Raw genomic sequence first — 26,491 nt, forward strand, 5'->3', positions numbered from 1 at the left:
ACCCCGCCACGCAAGAATATTGCTCGTCTCATATTTAGCGTTACAATGCGCGCGTCTTGAGGCCAGAAGGGTTCACGACGACAGTTTTTAGAGGCGCAGGAGACCTATTTGATGCGATTCAAGTTTGCTCACGCCGTGTCCATCGCGGCTGCGGTTGCAATGGCAACCGCATGCGGCAAGAAGGATGAAGGCGGGGCGAGCACAGCGGCATCGGCAGCGAGTTCCGCCGCCGTGCCCGTTGCGTCCGCGCCGGCGCCAGCGCCCGCGAGCGAAGCAACTGTCGTGAAGATCGGTCATGTGGCACCCCTCACGGGCCTGCAGGCTCACCTCGGCAAGGACAACGAAAACGGCGCGCGTCTCGCACTGGAGGAGATCAGCGCGCAAGGCTTGACCATCGACGGGCGTTCCATCCGCCTCGAGCTCGACGCCCAGGACGATGCAGCCGATCCGCGCGTCGGCACCGAAGCCGCGCAGAAGCTCGTCGATGACCACGTGGTTGCGGTGATCGGCCACATGAATTCGGGCGTGTCGATTCCGGCGTCGAAGATCTACAGCGATGCGGGCATCGCGCAGATTTCGCCGTCGACGACGAATCCCGAGTACACGAAGCAGGGCTACAAGACGACGTTTCGCGTCGTCGCGACCGATGCGTTGCAGGGCCCGGTCCTCGCCGGCTACGCGATGAAGACGCTGCACGCGAAGAAGATCGTCGTGGTCGACGACGCGAGTGCCTACGGCCGCGGCCTCGCCGACGAATTCACGAAGAGCGCGCAGGCCGGCGGCGTGAAGATCGCCGCGCGCGAAGCAACGACCGAGAAGGCGCGCAACTTCAAAGCGATTCTCACGAAGATCAAGCGCATCCAGCCGGACGTCGTGATGTACGGCGGCATGGACGTGACGGGCGGCCCGTTCGCCAAGGAAGCGGCGGCGCTCGGCATCAAGGCGAAGATTCTGGCGGGCGACGGCGTCTGCACCGACAAGGTGGCCGAGCTCGCGGGCGACGCGGTGCAGAACATCGTCTGCTCGGAGGCGGGGCTCGCGCTTTCGAAGATGGACAAGGGAGCCGACTTCGAGAAGAAGTACGAAGCGCGCTTTCACACGCCGGTGCAGATTTACGCGCCGTTCACGTATGACGCGATGTACGTGATCGTCGATGCAATGAAGCGTGCGAACTCCATCGAAGCGCCCAAGGTGCTCGCTGCGATTGCCACGACCGACTACAACGGTCTGACGGGGCATATCGCATTCGACGACAAGGGCGATCTGAAGGCGGGGACCATCACGCTGTACGACTTCAAGGACAAGAAGAAGGACGTACTCGACGTCGTCAAGCAGTAGGCAGTCTGGCGGCGCCAGCTATCCGGCGGCGCTGTTTTCGTATCCGTCCGTGAACCGCTCGCAGCCTCATCCGGCCGCGGGCGGACGATCGGCGCTCAACCCTTACCGGTTTTTTAAAAGTACGCGCAGTGCCGCTTCAGATTTCACTTCACACCGGTTTATCGGCCGGTGATAAAGGCGTTATCGAATCGCACGGGGCTAAGGAGCTTTAAATGGATATTTTCATCCAGCAGATCCTCAACGGTCTGGTGCTTGGCAGCGTCTACGCCATCATCGCGTTGGGTTACACGATGGTGTACGGCATTCTCGGCATCATCAACTTCGCGCACGGCGACGTGCTGATGGTCGGCGCGATGGTCGCGCTCTCCGCCATCGGCGTCATGCAGAATCACGCGCCCGGCTTGCCCGGGCCGATCATGCTGACGATCGCGCTCGTTATCGCCGCGATCGTCTGCGCGATCGTCGGTTACACCATCGAACGCGTCGCGTACCGGCCGCTGCGCAAGGCGCCGCGTCTCGCGCCGCTGATTACCGCGATCGGCGTCTCGATCCTCTTGCAGACCATCGCGATGATGATCTGGGGCCGCAATCCGCTCGCCTTCCCGCAGCTTCTGCCGACCGATCCGATCAACGTGATCGCCGCCGACGAAACCCGTCCGGGCGCGGTGATCTCGATGACCGAAATCGTCATCATCGTCGTCGCGTTCCTCGTGATGGGCGGCCTGCTGCTCCTCGTGCACAAGACCAAGCTCGGCCGCGCGATGCGCGCGATCGCCGAGAACCCGGGCGTCGCGTCGCTGATGGGCGTGAACCCGAACTTCGTGATTTCCGCGACCTTCATGATCGGCTCGGCGCTGGCTGCGTTGGCGGGCGTGATGATCGCGTCGGAATACGGCAACGCGCACTTCTACATGGGCTTCATTCCCGGCCTGAAGGCGTTCACGGCGGCGGTGCTGGGGGGCATCGGCAACCTGGGCGGCGCGATGGTGGGCGGCGTGCTGCTCGGTCTCATCGAACAGTTGGGCGCCGGTTACATCGGCAATCTGACGGGCGGGGTCTTCGGTTCCAACTACCAGGACGTCTTCGCCTTCGTCGTGCTGATCATCGTGCTCGTGTTCCGTCCGTCGGGTCTGCTCGGCGAACGTGTCGCGGACCGCGCTTAAAGAACGTGTGAGGAGCTCAAAAAAATGACTTCGATTCAACCGATTGAGCCGTCCACGACGCTCATCCCCGAGAAGAACATGACGAAGACGCTCGTCATCGGCATTCTCACCGCTGTGTTCGTGATTGCCGCGCCGATGGTCATCGGCGCAGCGGGCGGCAACTACTGGGTCCGCGTGCTCGACTTCGCGATGCTCTACGTCATGCTCGCGTTGGGTCTCAACGTCGTGGTCGGCTTCGCCGGCCTGCTCGACCTGGGCTACATCGCGTTCTACGCGGTCGGCGCTTACACGGCGGCGTTGCTGTCGTCGCCGCAACTGTCGACGCAATTCGAGTGGATCGCGGCGCTCGCGCCGAACGGATTGCATGTGCCGTTCCTCATCATCGTGCCGATCGCGATGGCGCTCGCCGCGACCTTCGGCGTGCTGCTCGGCGCACCGACGCTGCGTCTGCGCGGCGACTACCTCGCGATCGTGACATTGGGCTTCGGGGAAATCGTCCGGATCTTCATGAACAACCTCGATCGTCCGGTCAACATCACGAACGGTCCGAAGGGCATCACGGGCATCGATCCGGTGCACGTCGGCGGCTACAGCCTCGCGCAGACGCACGAGTTCTTCGGCTTCAAATTCCCGTCGGTGTACCTGTACTACTACCTGTTCGTGCTGTGCGCGCTGTTCGTGATCTGGGTGTGTACGCGCCTTCAGCATTCGCGTATCGGCCGCGCGTGGGCCGCTATCCGCGAAGACGAAATCGCCGCGAAGGCGATGGGCATCAACACCCGCAACGTGAAGCTGCTCGCATTCGCGATGGGCGCGTCGTTCGGCGGTCTGTCGGGCGCGATGTTCGGTGCGTTCCAGGGCTTCGTGTCGCCGGAATCGTTCACGTTCTGGGAGTCGATCGTCGTGCTGGCGTGCGTGGTGCTGGGCGGCATGGGCCATATTCCGGGCGTGATTCTCGGCGCGGTGCTGCTCGCCGTGTTCCCCGAATTCCTGCGCACGACAATGGGTCCGCTGCAGAACGCCATCTTCGGTCATCAGCTTGTCGATACCGAAGTCATCCGCCAGTTGCTGTACGGTCTGGCGATGGTGCTGATCATGCTGTATCGCTCGGAAGGCCTGTGGCCCGCCGCGAAACACGAAGACAAGATCGCGAAGATCGCGAAGCGCAACGGCAAGAAGCCGGTGCGTGCTTAAAGGCGGGGGATTGAAAGATGAGCGATAAGCAAACACGACTTTCCGTCACGGGCGTCAACAAGCGTTTCGGCGGCTTGCAGGCGTTGTCCGACGTACGCCTCGAAATCAAGGAAGGCGAGATCTACGGTCTGATCGGCCCGAACGGCGCAGGCAAGACGACGTTCTTCAACGTGATCACGGGTCTCTACACGCCGGATTCGGGCGAGTTCAAGCTCGACGGCCAGGCGTACACCCCGACGGCGGTTTATCAGGTGGCGAAGGCGGGCATCGCGCGCACGTTCCAGAACATTCGTCTTTTCGGCGGCATGACGGCGCTGGAGAACGTGATGGTCGGACGTCACGTTCGCACGAAGCACGGTCTGGTCGGCGCGGTGTTCCAGACGCCCGCCGAACGCCGCGAAGAGCGCGAGATCAAGGAGCGCGCGCTCGAACTGCTGGAATACGTCGGCGTGCTGCAATACGCGGATTACACGTCGCGCAATCTGTCGTACGGGCATCAGCGCCGTCTGGAGATCGCGCGCGCGTTGGCGACCGATCCGAAGCTGCTCGCGCTCGACGAACCCGCCGCCGGCATGAACGCGACGGAGAAGGTCGAGCTCACGCGTCTGCTCGACAAGATCCGCGCGGACGGCAAGACGATTCTTCTGATCGAACACGACGTGAAACTCGTGATGGGATTGTGCAACCGCATGACGGTGCTCGATTACGGCAAGGTGATCGCCGAAGGTCTGCCGCAGGACGTGCAGAAGGACCCGAAGGTGATCGAGGCATATCTGGGTGCGGGGGTGCACTAAATGGCGACCACAAGCGCAATGTTGAAGGTCAAGGGTCTGCAGGTGAATTACGGCGGCATCCAGGCGGTGAAGGGTGTCGATCTCGAAGTCGGGCAGGGCGAACTGGTTACGCTGATCGGCGCGAACGGCGCGGGCAAGACGACGACGATGAAGGCCATCACCGGCCTCAAGCCGTACTCGGGCGGCGATATCGAGTACATGGGCCAGTCGATCAAGGGCGTGCCGACGCACGAACTGCTCAAGCGCGGCCTCGCGATGGTGCCGGAAGGCCGCGGCATCTTCGCGCGCATGTCGATTCTCGAGAACATGCAGATGGGCGCGTATCTGCGCAACGATTCGGACGGCATTCAGAAGGACACGGAGCGCATGTTCGGCTTCTTTCCGCGTCTGAAGGAACGTGCGTCGCAGTACGCGGGCACGCTGTCCGGCGGCGAACAGCAGATGCTCGCGATGGCCCGCGCGCTGCTGTCGCGCCCGAAGCTCTTGCTGCTCGACGAACCGTCGATGGGTCTTTCGCCGATCATGGTCGAGAAGATCTTCGAAGTCGTGCGGGAAATCTCGAAGGAAGGGCTGACGGTGCTGCTCGTGGAGCAGAACGCGCGTCTCGCGCTGCAGGCGGCGAATCGCGGTTACGTGATGGATTCAGGCACGGTGACGATGTCCGGCGACGCGAAGGTCATGCTCGATGATCCGAAGGTCAGGGCGGCGTATTTGGGTGAGTGAAGACTTAACCGTCCGATGCTCGAAAGGGAGCCGACTGTCGCGAGACAGTCGGCTTTTTTCTTTTCCAGGATTACGGGTGCTTCGCCAAATTGTTCTCGCTTTCTCGTCATCTGTCGCATTAGCCCGCTTTCTCAGATTCTTCCCACTATCGAAGCTCAGGATGCCGATCAAGAATCGGGGATTTTGCGCGATGTTCACCTCCAGTCTCAGCCAGCTGCCGAAGCGCGGCCACCTCCTCATCGCAGCCACGATGGCACTGACGGGCTGCGGATTGTTTCCGCAGCCCAGTCATAACGTGACCGTCGCGGCGCCGGAATACGATAGCGCGGTCTCTGCGCGTATCAGACTTCTCTCCGGCAACGGAACGCGCACTGCCTCGTACCTTCCCAATCACGCCTGTTATGGCGGTTCCGTCGAGGGAGCTGAATGGGTGGCCGGTGACGACGGTTTTTTTGCCAATTGGAAATATTCGTCGCGGAGCGAGGTTATCGGCATGCCGCCGAGCCCGCGCGAGTTCATGCGAGTCGACGGCCTGGAGTTCAAGGATTCCATCAGAGAGTATGTGGTGGCGGGCGGCCAGCCGATTGTCCTGAGCATGGGAACGAGCGGCAGTGCGGGTAACGCCCATTGGTGGTGTACTCCACCGCGTGTGACTTTCAGTCCGGTTGCGGGCCGTGACTACGATGCGTTTCTCGAGATGAAGGGCAGGCAGTGCTGGATATCCGTTCGTCTTATCGACGGCCATGACATGGATGAACCCGTCGCTGTGACACGCGCTGCCAAATGTGCCGACGCGAGAGTTGACACGGATTCGAATTCAACTTCGCAATGATCGCGAGCCTTGCATCGCCTTTCGCTCGGCCATTCACATTCGAACCTCTCAGATCAGATAAGAATATATGCAACGCTTGAAAATCATACGTTGGCTCTTGGCTGCCTTCGCTTTCCTCTCGATAGCGACGGCGACAGGACAGACTCAACCGATCGCACCCGTATCCGCCGAGACGAGAGACTTGGCGGACTTCAACTCGCGGCTTGCATCATCAGGTATCGACCCGGATTCGCCGCAGGGCGCGATGCTGCGCCAATACTTTTCGAAGCTATGGCGAGGTGGTGCAACGCGGTCTTCCCGCTAAGGGCAGCCAGATTCTTCCCTACAAGCGACTGATCATCGAAGCAGATTGGGTCGATTCACGCTCACCACTGAAGCGTGTGCCCTTCACGTCAACTCTTGTGAACCGTCACGACAATGGTGTCGTTTCGGAGCAAAGCGTCACGACCGCTGGAGATAGTGCGGTTACATGGGCCTATTTCCGGACCTACTACCGAATGGCGGACCTGCGTTCTCAGGAACTGTGGGGCGATAGCCAGATCGGCATGGCGAACCTCAAAGATAGCACTGCGATCCGCGCGACCCCACAGACCCTGGTCAAAGGGGCGGAATTTGATATGTCCGTTCCTCAGCCTTCCCGAAAGGGCGAAAAGCGCATGCAGTGCCGGGTCGGACACAAAACCGGCGTTCGACGTGTTTGCTTCGCTCACCGGCTCCGCAGTCGAAACCCACTGCTCAGTAGCGACGCAGAGCGGATTCGTCGTGGAGTACGACGGCGTTTGGCTCACTGATTACAACGTAGACCTGACGCTGAAATACAGGGAAGAAAGCGGCACAACGGACGTGGTCTTTCGCAACATTTCGATCGAACCCAATCCGTCGTTCAAGGTGCGCGGCTCGTCGGTAGAAGATGCGGCGCGCAATCCGCAAAGAAAGCAAAGACGCGCAGCGGCCGTCGACGAGATGCCTCAAATCTGCTTTTCTTGTTGAACCTGGTCGACATCTGAGAAAGATAGCGGCCTTGTCGAAGCGTTCAGCCTGAGTTCGCGCGTCAAAGCCGCTTCCCCAAACTCACCACTTCATCCATCCGATACCCGAGCCTTTCATAGAACCCGCGCAGCTCCGTCTTGAACGACAAAATCTGCAGATTCACCTTCGGGCAGCCGAGCTTCGTCAACGCCGCTTCCGCGTGCTTCATCAACGCACTGCCGTATCCACGGCCGCGCAGCGCAGGCGTGACAGCAAGCGAATACACCCAGCCGCGATGCCCGTCGTAACCGGTCATCACCGTGCCGATCACTTCGCCATCCATCGAGCCGACGAAGAACAGCTCCGGTTGCGTGCGCATCTTGTTCTCGATCGACAGCGCCGGATCGCGCTGCGGCCGAGATGCGTCCGCGTACTCCGGAAACACATCGCGCCACAGGGCGATCACGGCGTCGCGATCGCCTGCATCGAAAGTGCGGATGATCACAGCGAATCGAGCACCGAACGCAGCATCGTCATCATCTGGTCGATCTCGTCCTTCGTCACGTTGAGCGCGGGCATGAAGCGCAGCAAATTCGGGCGCGCCGCGTTGAGGAGGAGGCCGTCGGGCTGCATCAGACGCGCCTTCTCGACGATTTGCGGACCCTTGTCGCTGTCGAGCAGCAACGCGCGCAGCAAACCTTCGCCGCGCTCGCCCTTGAAGCCGCGCTCGTCCGACAGCTTCAGCAGTTCCTGCTTCAGATACTCGCCGCGCTCGCGCACGCCTTCGAGAAAGCCCGGCGCGACGAGTTGCGAAATCACCGAGTAGCCGACCGCCGTCATCAGCGGATTGCCGTTGTAGGTGCCGCCCTGATCGCCCGCATCGAAGCACGCGACGTCCGCCTTCGACAGGAGCGCCGCGAGCGGCACGCCGCCGCCGATGCCCTTGCCGAGCGTCATGATGTCCGGCTCGACGCCCGACAGCTCGTACGCGAACAGCGTTCCCGCGCGGCCGCATCCGCTTTGCACTTCATCGACGATGAGCAGGATGTTGTGCTTCTTCGTCAATTCGCGCAGTTGCTGCATGAATGCGCGCGTCGCGGGAATCACGCCGCCTTCGCCCTGAATCGGCTCGAGCATCACGCCCACGGTCTTCTCGTTGATGAGCTTCTCGACCGACGCGATATCGTTCAGATCGGCCTTCGGAAAGCCCGGCACTTGCGGCGCGTAGATCGTGTCCCAGCCGGCCTTGCCGCTCGCGGACATCGTCGCGATCGTGCGGCCGTGGAAGCTGTGGTCGAACGTGATGATCTCGTACGCGCCGTTCTTGAACTTCTTGCCCCACTTGCGCGCGAGCTTGATCGCGCCTTCGTTCGCTTCCGCGCCGCTGTTGGCGAAGAACACCTTGTCGAAGCAACTGTTCGCGGTGAGCAGGCCGGCGAGCTGCGCCATCGGCGCGTTGTAGAACGCGGGCGACGGGTTGATCAGCGTGCGCGCCTGCTTTTCCATCGCCTCGATCATGCCTTCGTTGCAGTGGCCGAGCGAGTTCACCGCCCAGCCCTGGATGAAGTCGAGATAGCGCTTGCCCGTGTTGTCGTAGAGCCAGGAACCCTTGCCATGCGTGAACACGATCTCGGGACGGTTCGTGATGTACATCAGCGAATCAACGGGGTACTCATTGAAATTCATGACAGCGGGCTCCACGAAGGCTAGTGCGAGAAAAAGAGGAAAACGATGCGGAAAAAACAAAAGCCACGGATTTCCGTGGCTTCATTTCGTACGCTTCGACAAGACCGAACCGTGAGCGCAGTGCGTGACGAGCCAGCGGCATCCCTAGGGAAGCGGCGAGCGGCGACGTCGAAGTGCGTTCAGCGTTTTGAGCATTCGCGAAGGATACGTTAAGCGGTTGCCGCCTGTAAACCGTGGACGCGGATTTTTTGTCCGCGTGCACGTTGTGTGCAAGCTCACACGGGATGCGCGAGATCTGCCGCGCTCGTGAACGAATCCGCGTAGAACTCGTCCTCCGGCAGCCGATGATGCTGCGTGAAGTCGCGCTGCGCCGATTCCACCATCACGGGCGCGCCGCACGCGTACACCTGATAGCCGCTCAAGTCTGGCAGATCTTCGATGACAGCCCGATGAACGAAGCCCGTGCGGCCCGTCCAGGCGTCGCCGGCGTCGGGTTCGGAGAGCACCGGCACGAACTTGAAATTCGGAACCTCGCGCGCCCACTGTTCGGCGAGCGACATCATGTAGAGATCCTTCTTGCGGCGGCCGCCCCAATAAAGCGTCATCGGGCGATTCAGATTCTTGAAGACCGCATGTTCGATGATCGCCTTGATCGGCGCGAAACCCGTGCCCGAAGCGAGCAGAACGATCGGCTTGTCGGACTCGTCACGCAGGAAGAACGTGCCGAGCGGGCCTTCGAAGCGCAAGATGTCGCGCTCTTTCATCGCGCCGAAGACGTGATCCGTGAACGTGCCGCCCGGCATGTGGCGAATGTGCAGTTCGAGCGGCCCTTCGTGATGCGGCGGGCTCGCCATCGAATAGCTGCGGCGCTTGCCGTCCTTCAGGATGAATTCGATGTACTGGCCCGCGTAATACTGCAGGCGTTCGTTCGCGGGCAGTTGCAGCTTCAGTTCGATGACGTCGTCGGCTTTGCGTTCGAGCGCGTTCACGCGGCACGGCAGCTTTTTCACCTGGACGTCGCCGACGCCCGCGACTTCGCGCACGTCGATGGTCAAATCCGTCTGCGCGGTCGCGCAACAGAAGAGGGCCATGCCGCGCGTCTTTTCGTCGTTCGACAGTGCCGACGACGAATGCGGCGCCTGCTCGACCTCGCCGCTCACGACGGCGCCCTTGCACGAACCGCACGCACCGTTCTTGCAGCCGTACGGCAGGCCGATGCCCTGGCGCAGCGCGGCGGTCAGCACCGGTTCGTCGGGTTCTACTTGAAACTGCCGGCCGCTTTGCCGGAGCGTTACGTTGAAAGCCATAGATCGATTTCTGCGATGTGTGGAGTTGTCTCGTGAGTCTTTTCGGACGCCGCACGCGGGTTTAAGGCGACGGATAAAATGCTCCGATGATCGCCACTCGAAACCTTCGCCGCGCGCGCGTCCTGATCGTCGGATGCGGCGATGTCGGCATGCGCGCGTTGCCGCTTCTGCATGCGCGCGCCGCCGCGCCCCGCGTCGTCGCGCTCACGCATCATCCCGAACGCGCCGGCGAATTGCGCGCGGCCGGCGCGACGCCCATTTCCGGCGATCTCGATGTGCGCCGCAGCCTCGCAAGGCTCGCCGGCCTCGCACGCGACGTGCTGCATCTCGCGCCGCCTCAGCGCGACGGCGATTCGGACCGCCGCACGCGCGCGCTGATCGCCGCGCTGCGCAGACCGCGCCGCTCGGTGGCGCGCGCCGCCGCAAGCCATTGGCTGCATGCGGATCGCGCCGGAAAAACATCTTTCATTGTACCCGACGGTCTTCGTGCGGCCGCGAAGCGCCGGGACGGGCAGCGCACGCGTTTCGTCTATGCGAGCACGACCGGCGTTTATGGCGATTGCGCCGGCGCGTGGATCGACGAAACGCGGCCTGCGCGGCCTGCGAACGAACGCGCGCGGCGGCGCGTGTCGGCGGAGCGGCAGTTGCGCGCGGCGGGCGTGAAAAGCGGCTGGCGGGTGTCGGTCGTGCGGATTCCGGGCATTTACGCGGCCAACCGCCTGCCGATCGCGCGCATCGAAAAGGGCATGCCCGCGCTCGCCGAACCGGACGACGTCTACACGAACCACATTCACGCCGACGATCTCGCGGCCATTCTCGTGCGTGCGCTCGCGCGCGGGCGTGCGCAGCGCGTCGTGAACGCGTCGGACGACACGGATTTGCGCATGGCGGATTACTTCGACCGCGTGGCCGATGCCTACGGCCTGACGCGCGTGCCGCGCATTTCGCGCAGCGAAGCGCAAACGCGCCTGGAGCCGGTCACGCTTTCGTTCATGCGCGAATCGCGGCGGCTCGCCAACACGCGCCTGAAGCGCGAACTGGGCTACGTGCTGCGCCATCCGACGGTCGACGCGTTCCTAAAGCAGAACGCGCGGCGTTAGATCAGCGCCGGAATCGTTTCGAGCAGAACGAAGCACATCAACGCGCCGATCAATGCGCCGATGAGATTCGGCGAATACTTGTGGCGCATGTGCATGACGAAGCCCAGCACCCCGATGAGGACTGCGCACAGCGCGACGAACGCTACCAGCGCAACGGCCGATTGGGAGACCATGATGCCCTCCTGCTTTTTTCGTAATCATTTTGGTATCCGTTAGACCAGTATAAGAGTACGAAACGTGGAAGGCATGCTGCATCGCAGCGTCCGCCGGTGAGGGGATTCACCGATTTGCGTGCTCAATGCGAAGTGTTTCGCAACGCGGCGAGATCGGCGTCTTCGAGCCAGCGCCATGCGCCTTCGACGAGCGTGTCGGGCAACGCATAACCGCCGACCCGCTCGCGATGCAGCTTCTCCACGCGGTTGCCCGCGGCCGCGACCATGCGCTTGACCTGATGGTATTTGCCTTCGAGCACGGTGAGTTCGAGCAGCCGTTCGCCGCGTTGTTTGGCGGCGAGCGCGGCGCTGGGTTTCGGCTCGCCGTGCAGCAGCACGCCTTCGCGCAACTTCGCGAGTTGCAGACCGTCGAGCGGATGACGCACGGTCGCGAGATAGACCTTCGGCACCTTGCGCTTGGGCGACGTGAACGCGTGCACGAACGCGCCGTCGTCGGAAAGCAGCAGCAGGCCGGTCGTGTCCTGGTCGAGCCGGCCGACGGCCTGCACGCCGCGCTCGGCGAGTTGCGGCGGCAGCAGATGAAACACGCTCAGATGATGCTGCGGATCGCGCGAGCATTCGTAGCCCGCGGGCTTGTTGAGCGCGATGTACGCCTTCTCGCGATACGTCCAGAGATGATCGTCGACTTGGAATTCGAGACCGGGCGTGACGGGGAGATGGGCGTGCGGATCGTCGCGCACGATGCCCGCGATGCGCAGGCGGCCTTCGGCCACGATGCCGCGGCACTGGCGGCGCGACCCGAAGCCTTGGGAGAAGAGGAGGGTTTCGAGGTCCATCGGATGAGCGGAGTTGAAGCGCGCATTCTAGCAAGCCGCGCTTTCGGTCCGCGCGCGCCGGCGCGCTTCGCATCGCCAAAAAAAGCGCCGCCCGAACCGCGGGCGGCGCCGAGCGTGGCGATGCGCTTTCGGACGGCCATGCGTCCGCGGCCAGCGTCATCGCCCAGGGAATCGTCGCGTGCGCGTCATTGCATGTCGATGCGGCCATACACGCCGTTGGCTTCGTCGTTCGGCCCGGCGGCGAAAAACAGCGTGTTCGACGGCTGCGCGTTCAGGTTGTTGCCGAACGCGATGCCCCACAGACCGTGCTGCACGAGCGGCGCGCCGCCGGTATCCGTGAGCGCGCCGACGAACGCGCCGGTATTCGGATCGAACGCGTTGATGGTGCCGTCGCCGAAATTGCCGATGAGGATATCGTTGCTGAACGTGCCGAAGTTTCCGGGCGCCTGCGCGATGCCCCACGGAGCGTTGAGCGGCCCGTTCGCCGCGAAGCGCTGCGTCAGATTGCCGTCGATGTCGAACACGTCGACGAAGCCCAGGCCCGCGCCGGGCACGTCGTCCTCGGCGTCGCCGTCCTGCTTCGCGTAGGTGACGACAATCTTCGAGCCGATCGTCTGAATGCCGAAGGGCGCGAAACCCGCCGGAATCTGCGCGTCCCTGAAGCCGCCGGGCACGGCGATCTTCGTGAACGTGCCGTCGAAGACGTCGACCTTGTTGTTATGGAAATCGGTCGCGTAAAGGCGATGCGCGCCCGTCGACGTCGTGGCGATCGCGAGTCCCTTGTAGATCGCGCCCGACGCGCTCGAATCGACGGCGGTGAACGCGTGCGTCATGTCGACGGCGGGTGCCCACGCGGTAATCGAGCCGCCTTCTCCCGCGAAGACGAACGCGGCGACGCCCGACTTGCCGTTGCGCGAGAGCGTGAGATCCGGTCCCTTGTTGAAGACGATTCCTGTCGGTTTGGCGGGCCCGGACGCGCTCGGAGGGATCGATACGACCAGCGACTGAACGACGCCGTTGCCGTCGTAGAGCGTGGCCGTCTGCGTGCCGTTGTCGGCGACCCAAACGAAGCCGTTCGGGTTGAACGCCACGCCCCAGCCGTTCTTCAGATTCGGGTCGGTGTGAGGCGCGGACACGGCGCCATCGGAGACGACGATCGACATCTTGAAACGTGTCGCCGTCGGCATGTTGTCGTCCGAGCCGCCGCCGCATGAGGCGATGCCCGCGAGCGAGACGACCGCGGCGGCGCAAACCACCAGACGGCGCAACAATCCGGTTTGCATGATGGTGACTCCTTCGGCGCGGTTCGCCGGCAGCTCGTTCGTCACCTTTAAACGGATGTGCGTTGCGGCTTATTCCGTTTGCATCATGCTGAATGGCGCGTCAGTACATCAATGCGCGTCGCCGCGTCCCTTCGATACGGCCGGCACGCCCAGGCCGAAGAGCGTGAAGCGCGAATCGTCGTCATCCGGTATCCCCGAATGATGGGCGTGCGCGTTCCAACGGCCGTCGTAGGTCATCGTCGGGACGACCGGCTTCGGGATGCCGCTCGCCTGGCGGAAGTACTCGGTGTTGCTCTCGTTCTGCACAGCGAGCGCGCGGCGCAGCGTCGCCTGCGCCTGGCCGTTGCGCGGGTCGAGCGCGACCGCGCGGCGTGCGTTGCGCAACGCGCACGCCGCTTCCATGTTGGCGGCGCAGGCGCGCGCGTTCGCTATCGCGCCGTCGCGCGCACGTTCCTGACGCGACAATTCGGCCGCGAGCTGCTGGATTTCCGGACTGCGCGGCTCGCTCGCCGAGAGGCTGCGCATGTGACGGCGCGCCGCCGCGAGGTCGCGCCCGGCGAGCGCTTGCTGAGCCGCCGCGATGCTCCGCGCGACGGCTGCGGGAAGCGGCTCCGGCGCAGGCTGAACGGCGGGCGTGGCGGGCGTGGGCGGTTTGTCGATCGAGGCGACCGTCGCGGTGCTGCGCGGCTGTTCGGATTGTCGGGCGACGGGCGCGGTATTTCGAGGCTGCTCGATCGCGCGGGCGACGGGCGCGGGCGCTTGCGTCACCGGTTTCGGCGGCACCGGCGCCGCTGCGGCGATCGTCGCGACCACGCGCGGTTCAGGCATCTGCAGCGATGCGACGACCGGCGTCGTCGGCTTGGTCGGCGGCGCGACGGCAGCGACCGATGCGGCTGTCGCTGCGGCTGCGTTCGTCGTGGGAACGGGCGTCACCGGCTTCGCAGTTGCGAACATGGCTGGCGACGCGTTGCTCGCCGGAGCCGCGTTCGCCGCAACGTGCGGCGTCGTCGGCAACATGCTCGATGCCGTGACGCGCGGCGCGACAGACGCGGTTTCCGCTATCGGCGCGGGCTTCTTCGCGATCGTCGTTGTCGTCGTCGCTGACGGGACAGGCTGCGCACTCGGCGTATCCGCTTTGGAGCGCGCCAACGATGCGTGCCGCGCGGCATCGGCTTTGAGCGCGCCGGAGGCGCCGTCGCGAATCGATCCCGCCGCGCTGATACCGGGCTCCGCGCTCGGCGACGGCGCGTTGTCGTCCAGACGCGCGTAAAAGTATCCGCCGACCGCGATGCTGGCGACCACCCCGCCGACCAGCATCGCCATGCCGGTGCGGGCGGGCTTGCGCTGATCCTGCGCATCGGGCTCGACGAAGTTCGGATAGGACGTCAGCATCCTGCGGCGCACGAGGCGCTGCAGCCAGTGGCTATCGTCCCAGTCGAGAATGTCGAGCGGCGCGGGCACCGGCGCCGCGGCGGCCGCGGCGGCTTCGGCCGCGCGGCTCGTGAAAATCGCGCCCTGACGATCGGCGCCGCACGCGGGGCAGGTGTCTTCCGAGGCAGGGGAAACGGTGTTGCAGCGCTTGCAGATGACGGAGTCGAGAGACAGCGAGTGATCAGGTCGATTCATGTCGTACCTTTCTTCGAGTTATGGCTCGGCGCGTCGCGCGAGCGGGTCACGACATCGAGAGGGTCCTAAGCAACCCGAAATGCGGGCGCTGCGCGTGCGAGCATCCCCGCGATGCTCCGCGCGCCGGGGTTCCCGATGCCGATGGAGGCCATTTTTTGCTGACGCGGCAGTGCGCGTCTACGCGAGAGCGCACATAGCCGGACGGACGACTTACGCGCGCTCGCGTCATCGGCGAAATTGCGTGTCATCACGCACATAAGGACGATGACAATGCAATCGAAGGGGCTTCGACGCGACGGCGCGGCAACTGATCGTCGGACTGCCGCTATTCATGGGCGCGATCGAATACATCTTGAGGGTGGCGCTGAAGCAGCCGGGCAGGGATGACTTCTTTCCGATTTCGCTCGTCGCGTCGAGCGTCAGTCTGAATCTTGCTTTGACGGTGCTGCCGGGTGAGCTTCGCCGCGGCGCCTATTCTCGATGGTTCTCCGAGCGACGAATCGCTCAGGCGTTTCTTGTCGCGAATCTGGGAATTTTCGCCTCTCTAATCGGGATGCTTCTCTGGATATACTTGCTCGTCGCTTCGTTCAGTGAGGAAGTTCGGCGATTCTGCCTATGCATCCTCTTCGGGATGCTCTGGTCTACTATGTATTTTCGATCGCGGTGAATGAATGGAAGGCGTGGGTGGAAAAATGTTGAACTTCGTGCTGGGTTTCTTTCGAGAGTATTGGCCTGTCGTGTTGGCTTACGCGATCGCCAGGTTCGTCGTTCCGCCCGTCGTGGGCTGGATTTATCGGAAGACTGCGGGCGATGAGCCGCGCGTCGAAGTCGGGCGCGGTTCAGGCAACGTTCAAACGCAGATTGCCGCGAAACCCGGCGAGATGCCGAAATGACGCCGAAGCCGTGCCCCAAACGCAAAAAAGCCGCTCACAACGGAGCGGCTTTTTCAACAATCCTGGTGCCCAGGGCCGGAATCGAACCGGCACGCCTTGCGGCGGGGGATTTTGAGTCCCCTGCGTCTACCAATTTCACCACCTGGGCCTGAATCGACTCGTAGCGGAACAGAGCGAACCAACGAGCCAATCGAGTCGGCGATTATGACCGAAAACGCCGTCGCCGGCAAGCATCGACAGTAGCGTTTTCAGAACAAAGGACATTACTGCGCGAGATACGTAAATGCGCCGTTCTTGATGACGCCCATTACGCTCGCGCGCTGATCCAGACCGACGTGATCCGTCGCGCTCGTATTGACGACGCCGTTCGGCACGACCAGTTCGTGCGCATGCTCGAGTTCCGAGCGCAGCGCCACGCGAAACTCCTTCGTGCCCGGCTTGGCCGTCTTCAGCGCGCGCGCCACGGCGTCCTGAAGACGCGGATACACGCCCGCCGCATCGCCCGCGAACTGCGTCACGGTGCCCTTGCCGTACTTCTCCTCATACGCATTCGCGAACGCCAGCGCAGCCTTCTTCGACGGATGATCCGCCGGCAGCGTCCGCGCGACGACGACCGGCTGCGTCGGGAACAGGGTGCCCTCGACGTCCTTGCCGCCGAGCTTGATGAACTCGGGCGTCGCGATGCCGTGCGTCTGATAGATCGCGCCCTTGTAGCCGCGCTCGACGAGCGTGCGCTGCGGCAACACCGTCGGCGTGCCCGCGCCCGCGATCAGCACCGCGTCGGGCTTCGCGGCCATCAGCTTGAGAATCTGGCCGGTGACGCTCGCATCGGTGCGATTGAAACGCTCGCTCGCGACAATCTTGATATGCCGAAGATCGGCGAACTTGGTGAACTCGTTGTGCCAGCTATCGCCGTAGCTGTCCGCGAAGCCGATGAAACCCACCGTCTTCACGCCGTGATTGGCCATGTAGCGCGTCATGACGTCGGCCATCGCGCGATCGGTCTGCGCCATCTTGAACGCCCACACTTTCTTGCCTTCCTGCGGCTCCACGACCGATGCCGAGCCGATCAGCGTGATCATCGGCGTTTCGGATTCGGCGACGGGATCGAGCGCGGCGAGCGCCGCCGGCGTGATGTTCGGCCCGACGATCACATCGACGTGATCTTCGCTGATGAGCTTGCGGATGTTGCGCACGGCCGCGCCCGGATCCGAGCCGTCGTCGAGGATGATGTACTCCGCGCTCTGCCCGGCGATGGTTTTCGGCCACATGAGCATCGCGTTCTTGCTGGTGATGCCGATGGCGGCGGCCGGACCGGTGCTCGACAGATCGATGCCGACCTTCAACTGGGCGTGCGCGGCGGCGGCAACTACGGACAAGGCGACGCCGGCAGCGAGCCGGCGCGTGAACTTCGACAACGTCATCGGATGGTCTCCAAAAGGGCAGGATTTTCTAGGCGGCGGGCGCCGCCGATATTCAAAGCTCGTAACTCTCGTGCTCGCCGGACAGCGCCTGTTCGATCAGCTTGCGATTCAGCGACGGCGACAGCAGTTCGACGAGCGTATACACATAGCTGCGCAGGTACGCGCCCTGTTTGAGCGCGAGCCGCGTGACGTTCGTGCCGAAGAGATGTCCGACCGGCATCGCGCGCAAATGCCGATCGCGCTCCGGATTGAACGCGATATCCGCCAGAATCCCGACGCCGAGCCCCAGTTCGACGTAAGTCTTGATGACGTCGGCATCGATGGCTTCGAGCACGATGTCCGGTGTCAGATTGCGCAGCGCGAACGCCTGATTGATCTTCGTGCGCCCGGCGAACGACGCCTCGTAAGTGATGATCGGGAATTGCGCGAGATCGTCGAGCGTCAGCGTCTTGCGCTCCAACAGCGGATGATCCGGCAGCATGACGGCCAGATGCTGCCACTGGAAGCAGGGCAGCGACACCAGTTCCTTATAGTTGGCGATCGCTTCCGTCGCGATGGCGATATCGGCCTGATCGTGGATGACCATTTCGGCGACTTGCGTCGGACTGCCTTGCAGAATCGAAAGGTGGACCTTCGGGAAGCGCTTCTTGAATTCTGCGATGGCGGACGGCAGCGAATAACGCGCCTGCGTATGCGTGGCGGCGATGACGAGATTGCCCTGATCCTGCGCGGCGTAATCCTTACCGACGCGCTTCAGGCTTTCCACTTCCTGCAAGATTTTCTCGACCGACGCGAGAATGATGCGCCCCGGCTCGGTGAGCGACCTCACGCGTTTCCCGTGCCGCGTGAAGATTTCGACGCCCAATTCGTCTTCCAATTCGATGATCGCTTTCGAGACGCCCGGCTGCGACGTATACAGCGCCTTGGCGGCTTCCGTCAGGTTGAAGTTCTGCCGGACGGCCTCGCGCACGAAGCGAAACTGATGCAGATTCATTTATAGCCTTTGTTTATTACTACCGGGCATATCAAAGTAATTTTTCAGTCGTTTGCAATATATAGCAGGTTCTTTACTATCAGTCCAATTTTTCCAATATCCATATCTCCATCTGTCATAAGCAAATGAGCGTTCAGTCTGAACGGCTCGGGCAATAGCGACTCAATGGATATTCGATGGACGAGACGCGCCGCGTAACCTAGGACGCTGCGCTTTACACAAGAACTTGGGGCCCCCGAATGTACCAATACGATCAGATCGACCAACGTATCGTCGACGAACGTGTCGCGCAGTACGCCGACCAGGTCCGCCGACGTTTGTCGGGCGAATTGAGCGAAGAAGAATTCCGTCCGCTGCGTTTGCAGAACGGCCTGTACATGCAGCGCCACGCGTACATGCACCGCATCGCGATCCCGTACGGCAACCTGCGCAGCGACCAGCTCCGCATGCTGGCCACCATCGCGCGCGAGCACGATCGCGGCTACGGTCACTTCTCGACGCGGACCAACATCCAGTTCAACTGGGTCGAGCTCGAAGAGACGCCGGAAATCCTGCGCAAGCTCGCGTCGGTGCAAATGCACGCGATCCAGACGTCGGGCAACTGCATCCGCAACATCACCGCCGATCAGTTCGCGGGCGTCGCGCCCGACGAGCAGGTCGATCCGCGTCCGTGGGCGGAAGTTCTGCGTCAATGGTCGACGTTCCATCCGGAATTCGCGTGGCTGCCGCGCAAATTCAAGATCGCGGTGAACGGCTCGGCGGAAGACCGCGCGGCCGTGCAAGTCCACGATCTCGGCGTGTATCTGAAGAAGAACGCGCAAGGCGAAGTCGTGATGGACATTCTCGCGGGCGGCGGCCTCGGCCGCACGCCGATCGTCGGCGCGATCATCAAGCGCGATCTGCCGTGGCAACACTTGCTTACTTATTGCGAAGCCGTGCTGCGCGTGTACAACCGCTACGGCCGTCGCGACAACATGTACAAGGCGCGTATCAAGATTCTCGTTAAGGCGCTGTCGCCGGAGAAGTTCAGCAAGCAGGTCGAGGAAGAGTGGCAACACTTGAAGGACGGCCCGTCGACGCTCACGCAGGAAGAAGTCGATCGCGTGTCGAAGTTCTTCGCGCCGCCCGTCTACGAGAAGCTCGCGGACACCGACGCTTCCTATGAAAAGCATCTGATCGACAGCAAGCCGTTCGCGCGCTGGGTCGAGCGCAACGTGCGTCCGCACAAGGTGCCGGGCTACGCCGCCGTGACGCTCTCGCTCAAGCAGCGCCACATCGCGCCGGGCGACGCCACCGATCAGCAGATGGACGACGTCGCCGCGCTCGCCGATGAATTCTCGTTCGGCGAAATCCGCGTGTCGCACGAGCAGAACCTGATTCTCGCGAACGTGAAGAAGCGCGATCTGCACACGGTGTGGGAACGCGCGAAGGCGCTCGGTTTCGCGACGGCGAATATCGGCCTGTTGACGGACATCATCGCGTGCCCGGGCGGCGATTTCTGCTCGCTCGCGAATGCCAAGTCGATCCCGATCGCGCTCGCCATTCAGGACCGTTTCAACGATCTCGACTACGTGCACGACCTCGGCGACCTTTCGCTGAACATCTCGGGCTGCATCAACGCGTGCGGTCATCACCACGTCGGCAATATCGGCATTCTGGGCGTCGATAAGGACGGCTCGGAGTGGTATCAGGTGACGCTCGGCGGCGAGCAAAGCTCGGGCGCGACCGGCGCGCATCTCGGCAAGGTGATCGGCCCGTCGTTCTCGGCCGAAGAGATGCCCGACGTGATCGCGCAAGTGATCGACACTTTCGTCGACAACCGCATCGAAGGCGAGCGCTTCATCGAGACGTTCGGCCGCATCGGCATGGCGCCGTTCAAGGAGCGCGTGTACGCATCGCGCCAGGCTCACGCTTAAGGATCTGCAAATGACGTTGATTATCAAGAACCGCGCGGTCGTCGAAGACAGTTTCACCGTTGTGCGCGCCGCCGAAGACGGTACGTTGCCCGCCGTCGATGCGCTGCCGGCCGGCAAGATCATCGTGCCGTTTGCGCTGTGGAAAGAGCACAAGCCGGCGATCGTCGCGTCGCGCGCGAAAGAAGACATCGGCGTGTGGCTCGCGCCGGACGACGAACCCGCCGACATCGTCGCGGATTTCGCGCAGATTTCCGTGATCGCCGTCGATTTCCCGGTGTTCCGCGATGGCCGCGGCTTTTCTATCGGCCGCTTGCTGCGCGAGCGCTATCAGTGGACGGGCGAACTGCGCGCAATCGGCGACGTGCTGCGCGATCAGGTTGCATTCCACGCGCGCTGCGGCTTCGATGCGTTCGCCGTGCGCGCGGACAAGGACATCAACGACGCGCTCAACGCGTTCACCGAGTTCACGAATCTGTATCAGGGCGCGACCGACAATCCGGAACCGCTGTTCCGTCGTCGCGCGGCGCTCGTCGCAGCGCTTGGAGCCTGATGTATGACGCCTGAATTGCAAGCCAAGGTTGAACGCCTGGATGCGCTGCTCGATTCGATCGCGGCGCGCCACCAGAACGTCAAGCTAGCCAGCAGTCTCGCCGCCGAAGACATGGTGCTGACGCACGCCATCCTTTCGCGCGATGTGAAGATCGGCATCTTCTCGTTGAATACGGGCCGTTTGCACGCGGAAACGCTCGGCATGCTCGATACCGTGAAAGCGCGCTACGGCTACGACATCGAGCAGTTTCATCCGCAACAGGACGCGGTCGATGCCTACGTGCGCGATCACGGTCTGAACGCGTTCTACGAAAGCATTGATTTGCGCAAGAGCTGCTGCCATATCCGCAAGGTCGAGCCGCTCAATCGCGCGCTGTCCGATGTCTCCGCGTGGGTGACGGGACAGCGCCGCGAACAATCGGTGACGCGCGCCGAGCTGCACGAGGAAGAGCGCGACGAGCCGCGCAACATCGCCAAGTTCAATCCGCTCGCGGACTGGACCGAAACCGATGTGTGGGATTACCTGAAAGCCTTCGATGTGCCCGTGAATCCGCTGCACGCGCGCGGCTATCCGAGCATCGGCTGCGAGCCTTGTACGCGCGCGGTGCGCCCCGGCGAAGACAGCCGCGCCGGACGCTGGTGGTGGGAATCGCGCGATACGAAGGAATGCGGCTTGCACATCACGAACATCAAGATCGTCGAAGCAGCACCAAGCTCCGCGATCTAAGGCACTACCCCCTGTCACTGAACGCGGCGCTCATAGAAGCGCCGCTAGAAAAAGGATCGACGAACATGAGCACGACGCTCGACTCTAACGTCACCGCACCGGTCGTCAACAAGGCGACTCGCATGGATCACCTGGATTGGCTCGAAGCCGAGTCGATCCACATCATTCGCGAACTGGTCGCGGAATGCAGCAAGCCCGCGCTCCTGTTCTCGGGCGGCAAGGATTCGGTCGTCGTGCTGGCGCTCGCGCTCAAGGCGTTCGGCCTCGGCGGGGGCCGCAAGACGACGCTGCCGTTCCCGCTGGTTCACATCGACACGGGTCACAACTTCCAGGAAGTGATCGATTTCCGCGATCGCCGCGCGGCCGAGATCGGCGCGGAGCTCGTCGTCGGTCATGTCGAGGATTCGATCAAGAAGGGCACGGTGCGTCTGCGTCGCGAGACGGATTCGCGCAATGCCGCGCAAGCGGTGACGCTGCTCGAAACCATCGAGCAATACGGCTACACGGCGATGATCGGCGGCGCGCGCCGCGACGAAGAAAAGGCGCGCGCGAAAGAGCGCATCTTCTCGTTCCGCGATGAATTCGGCCAGTGGGATCCGAAGGCGCAGCGTCCGGAACTGTGGAGCATCTACAACGCGCGTCTGCACAACGGCGAGCATCTGCGCGTGTTCCCGATCTCGAACTGGACCGAGCTCGACGTGTGGCAGTACATCGCGCGCGAAAAGCTCGAACTGCCGAACATCTACTACGCGCATGACCGCGAGATCGTGCGCCGCAACGGCCTGCTCGTGCCGGTAACGCCGCTCACGCCGGTGCGCGAAGGCGAGACCGCCGAGATCGCGCAAGTGCGTTTCCGCACCGTCGGCGATATCAGTTGCACGTGCCCGGTCGCGAGCGATGCCGATGACGTCGAGAAGATCATCGCGGAAACGGCCGTGACGGAAATCACGGAACGCGGCGCGACGCGCATGGACGATCAGGCTTCCGAAGCCGCGATGGAACAGCGCAAGAAGCAAGGTTATTTCTAAGCATCACGCCACAGGAAGAAACGAGTCATGAGCATCTATCAAGCTGAAGATCTGGGCGTGTTGCGCTTCATCACCGCGGGTTCCGTCGACGACGGCAAGAGCACGCTGATCGGCCGTCTGCTGTACGACAGCAAGGCCGTCTTGTCGGATCAGTTGTCGGCGATTTCGCGCGCGAAGAACAAGCGCACGGTCGGCGATGAAATCGACCTCTCGCTGCTCACGGACGGCCTCGAAGCCGAGCGCGAGCAGGGCATTACCATCGACGTCGCGTATCGCTATTTCGCCACGGCGAAGCGCAAGTTCATCATCGCCGATACGCCGGGCCACGAGCAGTACACGCGCAACATGGTGACGGGCGCGTCGACGGCGCATGCGGCGATCATTCTCGTCGACGCAACGCGCGTCACGTTCGAGGACGGCGTCGCGCAACTGCTGCCGCAGACGAAGCGCCACAGCGCGATCGTCAAGCTGCTCGGTCTGCAGCACGTGATCGTCGCGATCAACAAGATGGATCTGGTCGAGTACAGCGAAGCGCGCTTCAACGAGATTCGCGATGCGTACGTCGTGCTCGCGCGTCAGCTCGGGCTGTCGAACGTGCGCTTCGTGCCGGTGTCGGCGCTGAAGGGCGACAACATCGTGACGGCGAGCGAGCGCATGCCGTGGTACGCAGGCGAGCCGCTGCTCGATCTGCTGGAATCGCTGCCGGTCGCGCAGCCGAACGATCAGGCGCTGCGTTTCCCGGTGCAATGGGTCGCGCGTCAGGACGGCTCGCAAGCCGACGATTTCCGCGGCTACATGGGCCGCGTCGAAGCGGGCGAAGTGCGCGTCGGCGATGCGCTGACCGTGCTGCCCGCCGGCCGCGAAGCGACGGTTGCCGAGATCATCGCGCCAGTGCCGGGTGGTGTCGCGCCGGTGGATCGCGCGTTCGCTGGCCAGACGGTGACGATTCGCCTGACGGAAGACGTCGACGTGTCGCGCGGCGATACCTTCGTGCCCGCCGCGGCGAAGGTCGAGCCGGCGAAGAAGCTCGAAGCGGACCTCTGCTGGTTCGACGAAGAGCCGCTTTCGCCGCAGCGCAAATATCTGCTGAAACAGACGACGAACACGGTGTTCGCGCGCATCGGCGCGGTGAAGCAGGTGCTGGACGTGCATACGCTGTCGCATTCGGTCGATCGCAGCACGCTCGCGATGAACGACATCGGCCGCGTGGCGCTCACGTTGCAGAAGCCGATCGTCGCGGACGAGTACGATACGCATCAGGGCACCGGCGCGTTCGTGCTGATCGATGAAGCGACGCATCACACGGTCGCCGCCGGCATGATTCGTTCGATCGCGGCTTGATCGACATTTAGCGACGGATGATTGCAATGGGTAAGGTCTATCTGATCGGAGCGGGGCCGGGCGCGGCGGATCTCATCACCGTGCGCGGCATGCGCTTGCTCGAGCAGGCGGACGTCGTGCTGCACGACGCGCTCGTCGAACCGGCGATGCTCGACTACGCGCCCAACGCGAAGAAGATTGCTGTCGGCAAGCGCTGCGGACAGCGTTCGACGGCGCAGCACTTCATCAACAAGCAGATCGTCGATGCTGCGCTGGAACACGGTGTCGTGGTGCGTCTGAAGGGCGGCGATCCGATGCTCTTCGGCCGCGCCGACGAGGAAATGCGCGCGCTCGAAGTTGCGGGCATCGAGTTCGAAGTGGTGCCGGGCATCACGGCGGCGCTCGCGAGCGCGGCGACGCTCAAGCGCTCGCTGACCTTGCGCGGTGTGGCGCGCAGCGTCGCACTGGCGACGCATTCGCGTGCGGCGGACAGCGACGAGATTCGCGAGCAGGCGAAGGCCGATTCGCTCGTGTTCTACATGGGCCGCGACAGCGCGCCGGACATCGCGCAGCAGTTGATCGATGCGGGACGTCCCGGCTCGACGCCGGTGGCGATCGTGGAGGCGTGCAGCACGCCGCGCGAACGCACGCTGACGTTGACGCTCGCGCGTATGGCGCTGGGTGAGGCGCAGGAGTGGCTGGATCCGTCGCAGCCGAGCTTGCTGATGATCGGTGAGGCGTTTCGCGAACGGGCGTCGGCGGTGAAGCCGAAGGTGCATTTGAAGGGGATGCAGGCGGCGGCTTGATGTCGTTTGACAGGCTCAAAGTAAGGAGCGCACCGGAGACGGTGCGCTCCTTTTGCTTTGGATCTCGGAATTCAAAAGTCGACGAGCTTGATTTTCTTCTTTTTCGAGTTGCTGCCGCGGGAATGCGTACTGCGAGGCTATTGCCTATTTGGAAATGAGCAGATCCATACGGGGCCCAATCGGATATACGGAAAAGTCAATCCAAGTAGAGGCGCTCGATTCGGAGGGTGCCATTCGGCCGAACGGCCAGCGATGAACTACGCGCCCATCTGCCGCAAACAATACCCCGCGACCGCTTCCAGCACCGCGTCATCTTCCCCGACTGCCGTCGCGCAGAAAATCGCAACGTCGGGATGTGCCTTCCGGCACTTCTCGACGATCTCCGGCAAATCGCGACGCACATGCCCGCCCTGCCCAAAAAACACGGGCACGACCGTAATGGCATCGCATCCATCGGCGGCTTGCCGCGCCACTGCGGCCGGCAAATCCGGCGACATCAACTCGAGAAACGCCAGCGCCACCGGCTGATCGCCGCGCGAACCACGCAACTTCTGCGCGAGCCGCTCGAATGGCTCGGCCCAGCGCGGATCGCGCGCGCCGTGACCGAACAGGATGATGCCGTGCTTCTTCATCGCGCGTTCTCCGTCAGAGAAGAAACGTCAGTGCCGCTCGACCCACTTCAGTCCGATCAACCCGACCGCCAGATAGGCGAGCGCGGGCGCGGCCGCCGTGAGCGGCGCGGGCCAGGTATTCAGATTGCCGATATGCGAGAACAGCGTGTTGAACAACTGGAAGCTCATGCCGATCATGATGCCGCCGAACACCTTCACGCCGACCACGCCCGCGCGCGTATGCAGGTACGCGAACGGCAGCGACAGAATCAGCATCACGAACACCGCGAACGGATAAAGAATCTTGCGCCAGAACGCGATCTGATAGCGCTGCGCGTCCTGATGGTTCTCCGTCAGATGCTGGATATAGCGAAAGAGGTTGAACATCGACATCCGGTCCGGCGACACGAGCAGCACCGACAGAATCTGCGGCGTCAGCTCGGAGCGCAACGAGTACTCCGGCAGCGTGGTCTGCGTCGCGCGATACACCGGATTCAACGTGTCGCCGGGATTGACGGCCTGCGGCGGCGCGTCGTTCAGGCGGGTGTCGGTCACGCCGGTGAGCTTCCAGTGGCCGGGCGGCGCGTACACACCCGTCTTCGCGATGCGTACGTTGGTCAGGCGGAACTTCGAATCGAACTCGTAGATTCGCACGTTGGCGATCGTCGTATCGGGGTTCAGCGTGCCGACGTTGACGAAACGCGTGACCTGTTCGCCGTTCTCTTTCGCCGTCAACGTGTCCTTGACCCACACGCCCGACTGAAAATTCGATGACACCGACGATCCGAGCGCCTCAAGCCGCACGCGCTCGGACAACTGGTCCGTGTATGGCCCGATCACTTCGCCGATGAGGTACGTGATGAACACCAACGGAATGCCGATCTTCATCAGCGAGCGCAGCGCCGCGCCGGTCGAAAGCCCCGACACGCGGAAGATCGTGAATTCCGAGGCTGCCGCCATCTGCGCGAAGACGTAAATGGCCGAGATGAGCGCGGCGACGGGAATGATCTCGTAGAAGCGCGAAGGCGTCTGCAGCCCGACGCGCAGCACCGCGAGCATGAAGTTGTATTTGCCGTGCCCGACCGTGTTCAGCTCGTTGATCAGGTCGAAGAAGAAGAACAGCCCCGAGAACGCGAACAGGATGAAGATGAACGCGAGGTAGATCTGGCGCGCGAAGTATCGTTCGTAGATGCGCAACA

27 protein-coding genes and 1 tRNA gene are annotated in these 26,491 nt (G+C 62.9%); 16 read left to right on the forward strand and 12 right to left on the reverse strand.

Annotated elements, in window-relative coordinates; translation table 11 throughout:
- The first annotated feature begins 111 nt into the window (after positions 1 to 111).
- The 7 genes from LDZ23_RS02725 to LDZ23_RS02755 all read left to right on the forward strand — a co-directional run bounded on the left by LDZ23_RS02725 (position 112) and on the right by LDZ23_RS02755 (position 7,034).
- On the forward strand, positions 112 to 1,338 hold the full coding sequence (locus LDZ23_RS02725) for a branched-chain amino acid ABC transporter substrate-binding protein (RefSeq protein WP_008351162.1): 1,227 nt from the start codon (positions 112 to 114) through the stop codon (positions 1,336 to 1,338).
- A 212-nt stretch (positions 1,339 to 1,550) separates the two neighbouring features.
- Positions 1,551 to 2,501: a branched-chain amino acid ABC transporter permease gene (locus LDZ23_RS02730; RefSeq protein ID WP_008351160.1), complete on the forward strand. Its 951-nt coding sequence runs from the start codon at positions 1,551 to 1,553 to the stop codon at positions 2,499 to 2,501.
- Between the two features lie 24 nt (positions 2,502 to 2,525).
- On the forward strand, positions 2,526 to 3,695 hold the full coding sequence (locus tag LDZ23_RS02735) for an ABC transporter permease subunit (protein ID WP_008351157.1): 1,170 nt from the start codon (positions 2,526 to 2,528) through the stop codon (positions 3,693 to 3,695).
- A 17-nt stretch (positions 3,696 to 3,712) separates the two neighbouring features.
- Complete coding sequence (locus tag LDZ23_RS02740; RefSeq protein ID WP_008351156.1) at positions 3,713 to 4,489, forward strand: ABC transporter ATP-binding protein; 777 nt, start codon at positions 3,713 to 3,715, stop codon at positions 4,487 to 4,489.
- 18 nt (positions 4,490 to 4,507) lie between these two features.
- Positions 4,508 to 5,212, forward strand: coding sequence for an ABC transporter ATP-binding protein (locus LDZ23_RS02745; protein WP_008351154.1), 705 nt, complete (start codon positions 4,508 to 4,510; stop codon positions 5,210 to 5,212).
- Positions 5,213 to 5,372: 160 nt separating this feature from the next.
- On the forward strand, positions 5,373 to 6,044 hold the full coding sequence (locus tag LDZ23_RS02750; protein WP_244807748.1) for a hypothetical protein: 672 nt from the start codon (positions 5,373 to 5,375) through the stop codon (positions 6,042 to 6,044).
- Between the two features lie 693 nt (positions 6,045 to 6,737).
- A complete protein-coding gene (locus tag LDZ23_RS02755; RefSeq protein WP_244807749.1) occupies positions 6,738 to 7,034 on the forward strand; it encodes a hypothetical protein in 297 nt (98 codons plus the stop codon).
- A gap of 61 nt (positions 7,035 to 7,095) precedes the next feature.
- On the opposite strand, the gene LDZ23_RS02760 is transcribed toward LDZ23_RS02755, so the two are convergent.
- The 3 genes from LDZ23_RS02760 to LDZ23_RS02770 form a co-directional block, all read right to left on the reverse strand.
- The gene (locus LDZ23_RS02760; RefSeq protein ID WP_244807750.1) at positions 7,096 to 7,518 is read right to left on the reverse strand and encodes a GNAT family acetyltransferase; all 423 of its coding nucleotides are present in this window, start codon (positions 7,516 to 7,518) and stop codon (positions 7,096 to 7,098) included.
- Complete coding sequence (locus tag LDZ23_RS02765) at positions 7,515 to 8,699, reverse strand: acetylornithine transaminase (protein WP_244807751.1); 1,185 nt, start codon at positions 8,697 to 8,699, stop codon at positions 7,515 to 7,517. Before LDZ23_RS02765 ends, LDZ23_RS02760 begins: the two co-directional genes overlap by 4 nt.
- Positions 8,700 to 8,974: 275 nt before the next feature.
- Positions 8,975 to 10,006 (reverse strand): CDP-6-deoxy-delta-3,4-glucoseen reductase, encoded by a 1,032-nt coding sequence (locus LDZ23_RS02770; protein WP_008351145.1) that lies wholly within the window; start codon positions 10,004 to 10,006, stop codon positions 8,975 to 8,977.
- A gap of 86 nt (positions 10,007 to 10,092) precedes the next feature.
- Between LDZ23_RS02770 and LDZ23_RS02775 the strand changes: the two genes are divergently transcribed.
- Entirely contained in the window at positions 10,093 to 11,106 is a 1,014-nt protein-coding gene (locus tag LDZ23_RS02775; RefSeq protein WP_244807752.1) for an NAD-dependent epimerase/dehydratase family protein, read from the forward strand.
- Here the strand turns inward: LDZ23_RS02775 and LDZ23_RS02780 are convergent.
- From LDZ23_RS02780 to LDZ23_RS02795, 4 genes are all read right to left on the reverse strand, one after another.
- Positions 11,103 to 11,279, reverse strand: a complete 177-nt coding sequence (locus tag LDZ23_RS02780) for a hypothetical protein (RefSeq protein ID WP_008351142.1) — start codon at positions 11,277 to 11,279, stop codon at positions 11,103 to 11,105. The genes LDZ23_RS02775 and LDZ23_RS02780 overlap by 4 nt on opposite strands.
- A 122-nt stretch (positions 11,280 to 11,401) precedes the next feature.
- Entirely contained in the window at positions 11,402 to 12,115 is a 714-nt protein-coding gene (locus LDZ23_RS02785) for a pseudouridine synthase (protein ID WP_244807753.1), read from the reverse strand.
- A 185-nt stretch (positions 12,116 to 12,300) separates the two neighbouring features.
- Entirely contained in the window at positions 12,301 to 13,398 is a 1,098-nt protein-coding gene (locus tag LDZ23_RS02790; RefSeq protein WP_033537122.1) for a TIGR03118 family protein, read from the reverse strand.
- A 108-nt stretch (positions 13,399 to 13,506) separates the two neighbouring features.
- Positions 13,507 to 15,024: a hypothetical protein gene (locus tag LDZ23_RS02795; protein WP_244807754.1), complete on the reverse strand. Its 1,518-nt coding sequence runs from the start codon at positions 15,022 to 15,024 to the stop codon at positions 13,507 to 13,509.
- A gap of 331 nt (positions 15,025 to 15,355) precedes the next feature.
- On the opposite strand from LDZ23_RS02795, the gene LDZ23_RS02800 reads away from it, so the two are divergent.
- The gene (locus tag LDZ23_RS02800; RefSeq protein WP_244807755.1) at positions 15,356 to 15,691 is read left to right on the forward strand and encodes a hypothetical protein; all 336 of its coding nucleotides are present in this window, start codon (positions 15,356 to 15,358) and stop codon (positions 15,689 to 15,691) included.
- Between the two features lie 4 nt (positions 15,692 to 15,695).
- On the forward strand, positions 15,696 to 15,917 hold the full coding sequence (locus LDZ23_RS02805; protein WP_152563226.1) for a hypothetical protein: 222 nt from the start codon (positions 15,696 to 15,698) through the stop codon (positions 15,915 to 15,917).
- Between the two features lie 63 nt (positions 15,918 to 15,980).
- Here LDZ23_RS02805 and LDZ23_RS02810 read toward each other — a convergent pair.
- The 3 genes from LDZ23_RS02810 to LDZ23_RS02820 all read right to left on the reverse strand — a co-directional run bounded on the left by LDZ23_RS02810 (position 15,981) and on the right by LDZ23_RS02820 (position 18,335).
- Positions 15,981 to 16,065: transfer RNA gene (locus tag LDZ23_RS02810), tRNA-Leu, on the reverse strand.
- Positions 16,066 to 16,180: 115 nt separating this feature from the next.
- The gene (locus tag LDZ23_RS02815) at positions 16,181 to 17,341 is read right to left on the reverse strand and encodes an ABC transporter substrate-binding protein (protein ID WP_244807756.1); all 1,161 of its coding nucleotides are present in this window, start codon (positions 17,339 to 17,341) and stop codon (positions 16,181 to 16,183) included.
- Between the two features lie 52 nt (positions 17,342 to 17,393).
- The gene (locus tag LDZ23_RS02820) at positions 17,394 to 18,335 is read right to left on the reverse strand and encodes a CysB family HTH-type transcriptional regulator (RefSeq protein WP_008351128.1); all 942 of its coding nucleotides are present in this window, start codon (positions 18,333 to 18,335) and stop codon (positions 17,394 to 17,396) included.
- Positions 18,336 to 18,574: 239 nt separating this feature from the next.
- On the opposite strand from LDZ23_RS02820, the gene LDZ23_RS02825 reads away from it, so the two are divergent.
- The 6 genes from LDZ23_RS02825 to cobA all read left to right on the forward strand — a co-directional run bounded on the left by LDZ23_RS02825 (position 18,575) and on the right by cobA (position 24,681).
- Complete coding sequence (locus tag LDZ23_RS02825; RefSeq protein WP_034472944.1) at positions 18,575 to 20,251, forward strand: nitrite/sulfite reductase; 1,677 nt, start codon at positions 18,575 to 18,577, stop codon at positions 20,249 to 20,251.
- Between the two features lie 10 nt (positions 20,252 to 20,261).
- Positions 20,262 to 20,801 (forward strand): DUF934 domain-containing protein, encoded by a 540-nt coding sequence (locus LDZ23_RS02830; RefSeq protein WP_034472943.1) that lies wholly within the window; start codon positions 20,262 to 20,264, stop codon positions 20,799 to 20,801.
- Between the two features lie 3 nt (positions 20,802 to 20,804).
- Positions 20,805 to 21,527 (forward strand): phosphoadenylyl-sulfate reductase, encoded by a 723-nt coding sequence (locus LDZ23_RS02835; RefSeq protein WP_244807757.1) that lies wholly within the window; start codon positions 20,805 to 20,807, stop codon positions 21,525 to 21,527.
- 65 nt (positions 21,528 to 21,592) lie between these two features.
- A complete protein-coding gene (gene cysD / locus LDZ23_RS02840; protein ID WP_008351121.1) occupies positions 21,593 to 22,555 on the forward strand; it encodes a sulfate adenylyltransferase subunit CysD in 963 nt (320 codons plus the stop codon).
- A gap of 27 nt (positions 22,556 to 22,582) precedes the next feature.
- The gene (locus tag LDZ23_RS02845; RefSeq protein ID WP_008351120.1) at positions 22,583 to 23,896 is read left to right on the forward strand and encodes a sulfate adenylyltransferase subunit CysN; all 1,314 of its coding nucleotides are present in this window, start codon (positions 22,583 to 22,585) and stop codon (positions 23,894 to 23,896) included.
- Between the two features lie 26 nt (positions 23,897 to 23,922).
- Positions 23,923 to 24,681, forward strand: a complete 759-nt coding sequence (cobA, locus tag LDZ23_RS02850) for a uroporphyrinogen-III C-methyltransferase (RefSeq protein WP_008351119.1) — start codon at positions 23,923 to 23,925, stop codon at positions 24,679 to 24,681.
- Positions 24,682 to 24,938: 257 nt separating this feature from the next.
- Here the strand turns inward: cobA and LDZ23_RS02855 are convergent, their stop codons facing one another.
- Together LDZ23_RS02855 and lptG are read right to left on the reverse strand one after the other, a co-directional pair.
- Positions 24,939 to 25,313 carry a sirohydrochlorin chelatase gene (locus tag LDZ23_RS02855; RefSeq protein WP_244807758.1) on the reverse strand — a complete coding sequence of 125 codons (375 nt, stop codon included), beginning with the start codon at positions 25,311 to 25,313 and terminating at the stop codon, positions 24,939 to 24,941.
- Between the two features lie 27 nt (positions 25,314 to 25,340).
- Entirely contained in the window at positions 25,341 to 26,489 is a 1,149-nt protein-coding gene (gene lptG, locus LDZ23_RS02860; protein WP_008351117.1) for an LPS export ABC transporter permease LptG, read from the reverse strand.
- Positions 26,490 to 26,491: the final 2 nt, after the last annotated feature.

Origin of the sequence: Caballeronia zhejiangensis (assembly GCF_022879815.1) — a bacterium.
Taxonomy (GTDB): Bacteria; Pseudomonadota; Gammaproteobacteria; order Burkholderiales; family Burkholderiaceae; genus Caballeronia; species Caballeronia zhejiangensis.

What these genes read in the sequence shown, in the direction of transcription:
- LDZ23_RS02725 (WP_008351162.1), top strand. Translation starts at nt 112, where the DNA reads ATGCGATTCAAGTTTGCTCACGCCGTGTCCATCGCGGCTGCGGTTGCA.
- LDZ23_RS02730 (WP_008351160.1), top strand. Translation starts at nt 1,551, where the DNA reads ATGGATATTTTCATCCAGCAGATCCTCAACGGTCTGGTGCTTGGCAGC.
- LDZ23_RS02735 (WP_008351157.1), top strand. Translation starts at nt 2,526, where the DNA reads ATGACTTCGATTCAACCGATTGAGCCGTCCACGACGCTCATCCCCGAG.
- LDZ23_RS02740 (WP_008351156.1), top strand. Translation starts at nt 3,713, where the DNA reads ATGAGCGATAAGCAAACACGACTTTCCGTCACGGGCGTCAACAAGCGT.
- LDZ23_RS02745 (WP_008351154.1), top strand. Translation starts at nt 4,508, where the DNA reads ATGTTGAAGGTCAAGGGTCTGCAGGTGAATTACGGCGGCATCCAGGCG.
- LDZ23_RS02750 (WP_244807748.1), top strand. Translation starts at nt 5,373, where the DNA reads ATGCCGATCAAGAATCGGGGATTTTGCGCGATGTTCACCTCCAGTCTC.
- LDZ23_RS02765 (WP_244807751.1), bottom strand. Translation starts at nt 8,699, where the DNA reads ATGAATTTCAATGAGTACCCCGTTGATTCGCTGATGTACATCACGAAC.
- LDZ23_RS02770 (WP_008351145.1), bottom strand. Translation starts at nt 10,006, where the DNA reads ATGGCTTTCAACGTAACGCTCCGGCAAAGCGGCCGGCAGTTTCAAGTA.
- LDZ23_RS02775 (WP_244807752.1), top strand. Translation starts at nt 10,093, where the DNA reads ATGATCGCCACTCGAAACCTTCGCCGCGCGCGCGTCCTGATCGTCGGA.
- LDZ23_RS02780 (WP_008351142.1), bottom strand. Translation starts at nt 11,279, where the DNA reads ATGGTCTCCCAATCGGCCGTTGCGCTGGTAGCGTTCGTCGCGCTGTGC.
- LDZ23_RS02785 (WP_244807753.1), bottom strand. Translation starts at nt 12,115, where the DNA reads ATGGACCTCGAAACCCTCCTCTTCTCCCAAGGCTTCGGGTCGCGCCGC.
- LDZ23_RS02790 (WP_033537122.1), bottom strand. Translation starts at nt 13,398, where the DNA reads ATGCAAACCGGATTGTTGCGCCGTCTGGTGGTTTGCGCCGCCGCGGTC.
- LDZ23_RS02795 (WP_244807754.1), bottom strand. Translation starts at nt 15,024, where the DNA reads ATGAATCGACCTGATCACTCGCTGTCTCTCGACTCCGTCATCTGCAAG.
- LDZ23_RS02800 (WP_244807755.1), top strand. Translation starts at nt 15,356, where the DNA reads ATGGGCGCGATCGAATACATCTTGAGGGTGGCGCTGAAGCAGCCGGGC.
- LDZ23_RS02805 (WP_152563226.1), top strand. Translation starts at nt 15,696, where the DNA reads ATGGAAGGCGTGGGTGGAAAAATGTTGAACTTCGTGCTGGGTTTCTTT.
- LDZ23_RS02815 (WP_244807756.1), bottom strand. Translation starts at nt 17,341, where the DNA reads ATGACGTTGTCGAAGTTCACGCGCCGGCTCGCTGCCGGCGTCGCCTTG.
- LDZ23_RS02820 (WP_008351128.1), bottom strand. Translation starts at nt 18,335, where the DNA reads ATGAATCTGCATCAGTTTCGCTTCGTGCGCGAGGCCGTCCGGCAGAAC.
- LDZ23_RS02825 (WP_034472944.1), top strand. Translation starts at nt 18,575, where the DNA reads ATGTACCAATACGATCAGATCGACCAACGTATCGTCGACGAACGTGTC.
- LDZ23_RS02830 (WP_034472943.1), top strand. Translation starts at nt 20,262, where the DNA reads ATGACGTTGATTATCAAGAACCGCGCGGTCGTCGAAGACAGTTTCACC.
- LDZ23_RS02835 (WP_244807757.1), top strand. Translation starts at nt 20,805, where the DNA reads ATGACGCCTGAATTGCAAGCCAAGGTTGAACGCCTGGATGCGCTGCTC.
- cysD (WP_008351121.1), top strand. Translation starts at nt 21,593, where the DNA reads ATGAGCACGACGCTCGACTCTAACGTCACCGCACCGGTCGTCAACAAG.
- LDZ23_RS02845 (WP_008351120.1), top strand. Translation starts at nt 22,583, where the DNA reads ATGAGCATCTATCAAGCTGAAGATCTGGGCGTGTTGCGCTTCATCACC.
- cobA (WP_008351119.1), top strand. Translation starts at nt 23,923, where the DNA reads ATGGGTAAGGTCTATCTGATCGGAGCGGGGCCGGGCGCGGCGGATCTC.
- LDZ23_RS02855 (WP_244807758.1), bottom strand. Translation starts at nt 25,313, where the DNA reads ATGAAGAAGCACGGCATCATCCTGTTCGGTCACGGCGCGCGCGATCCG.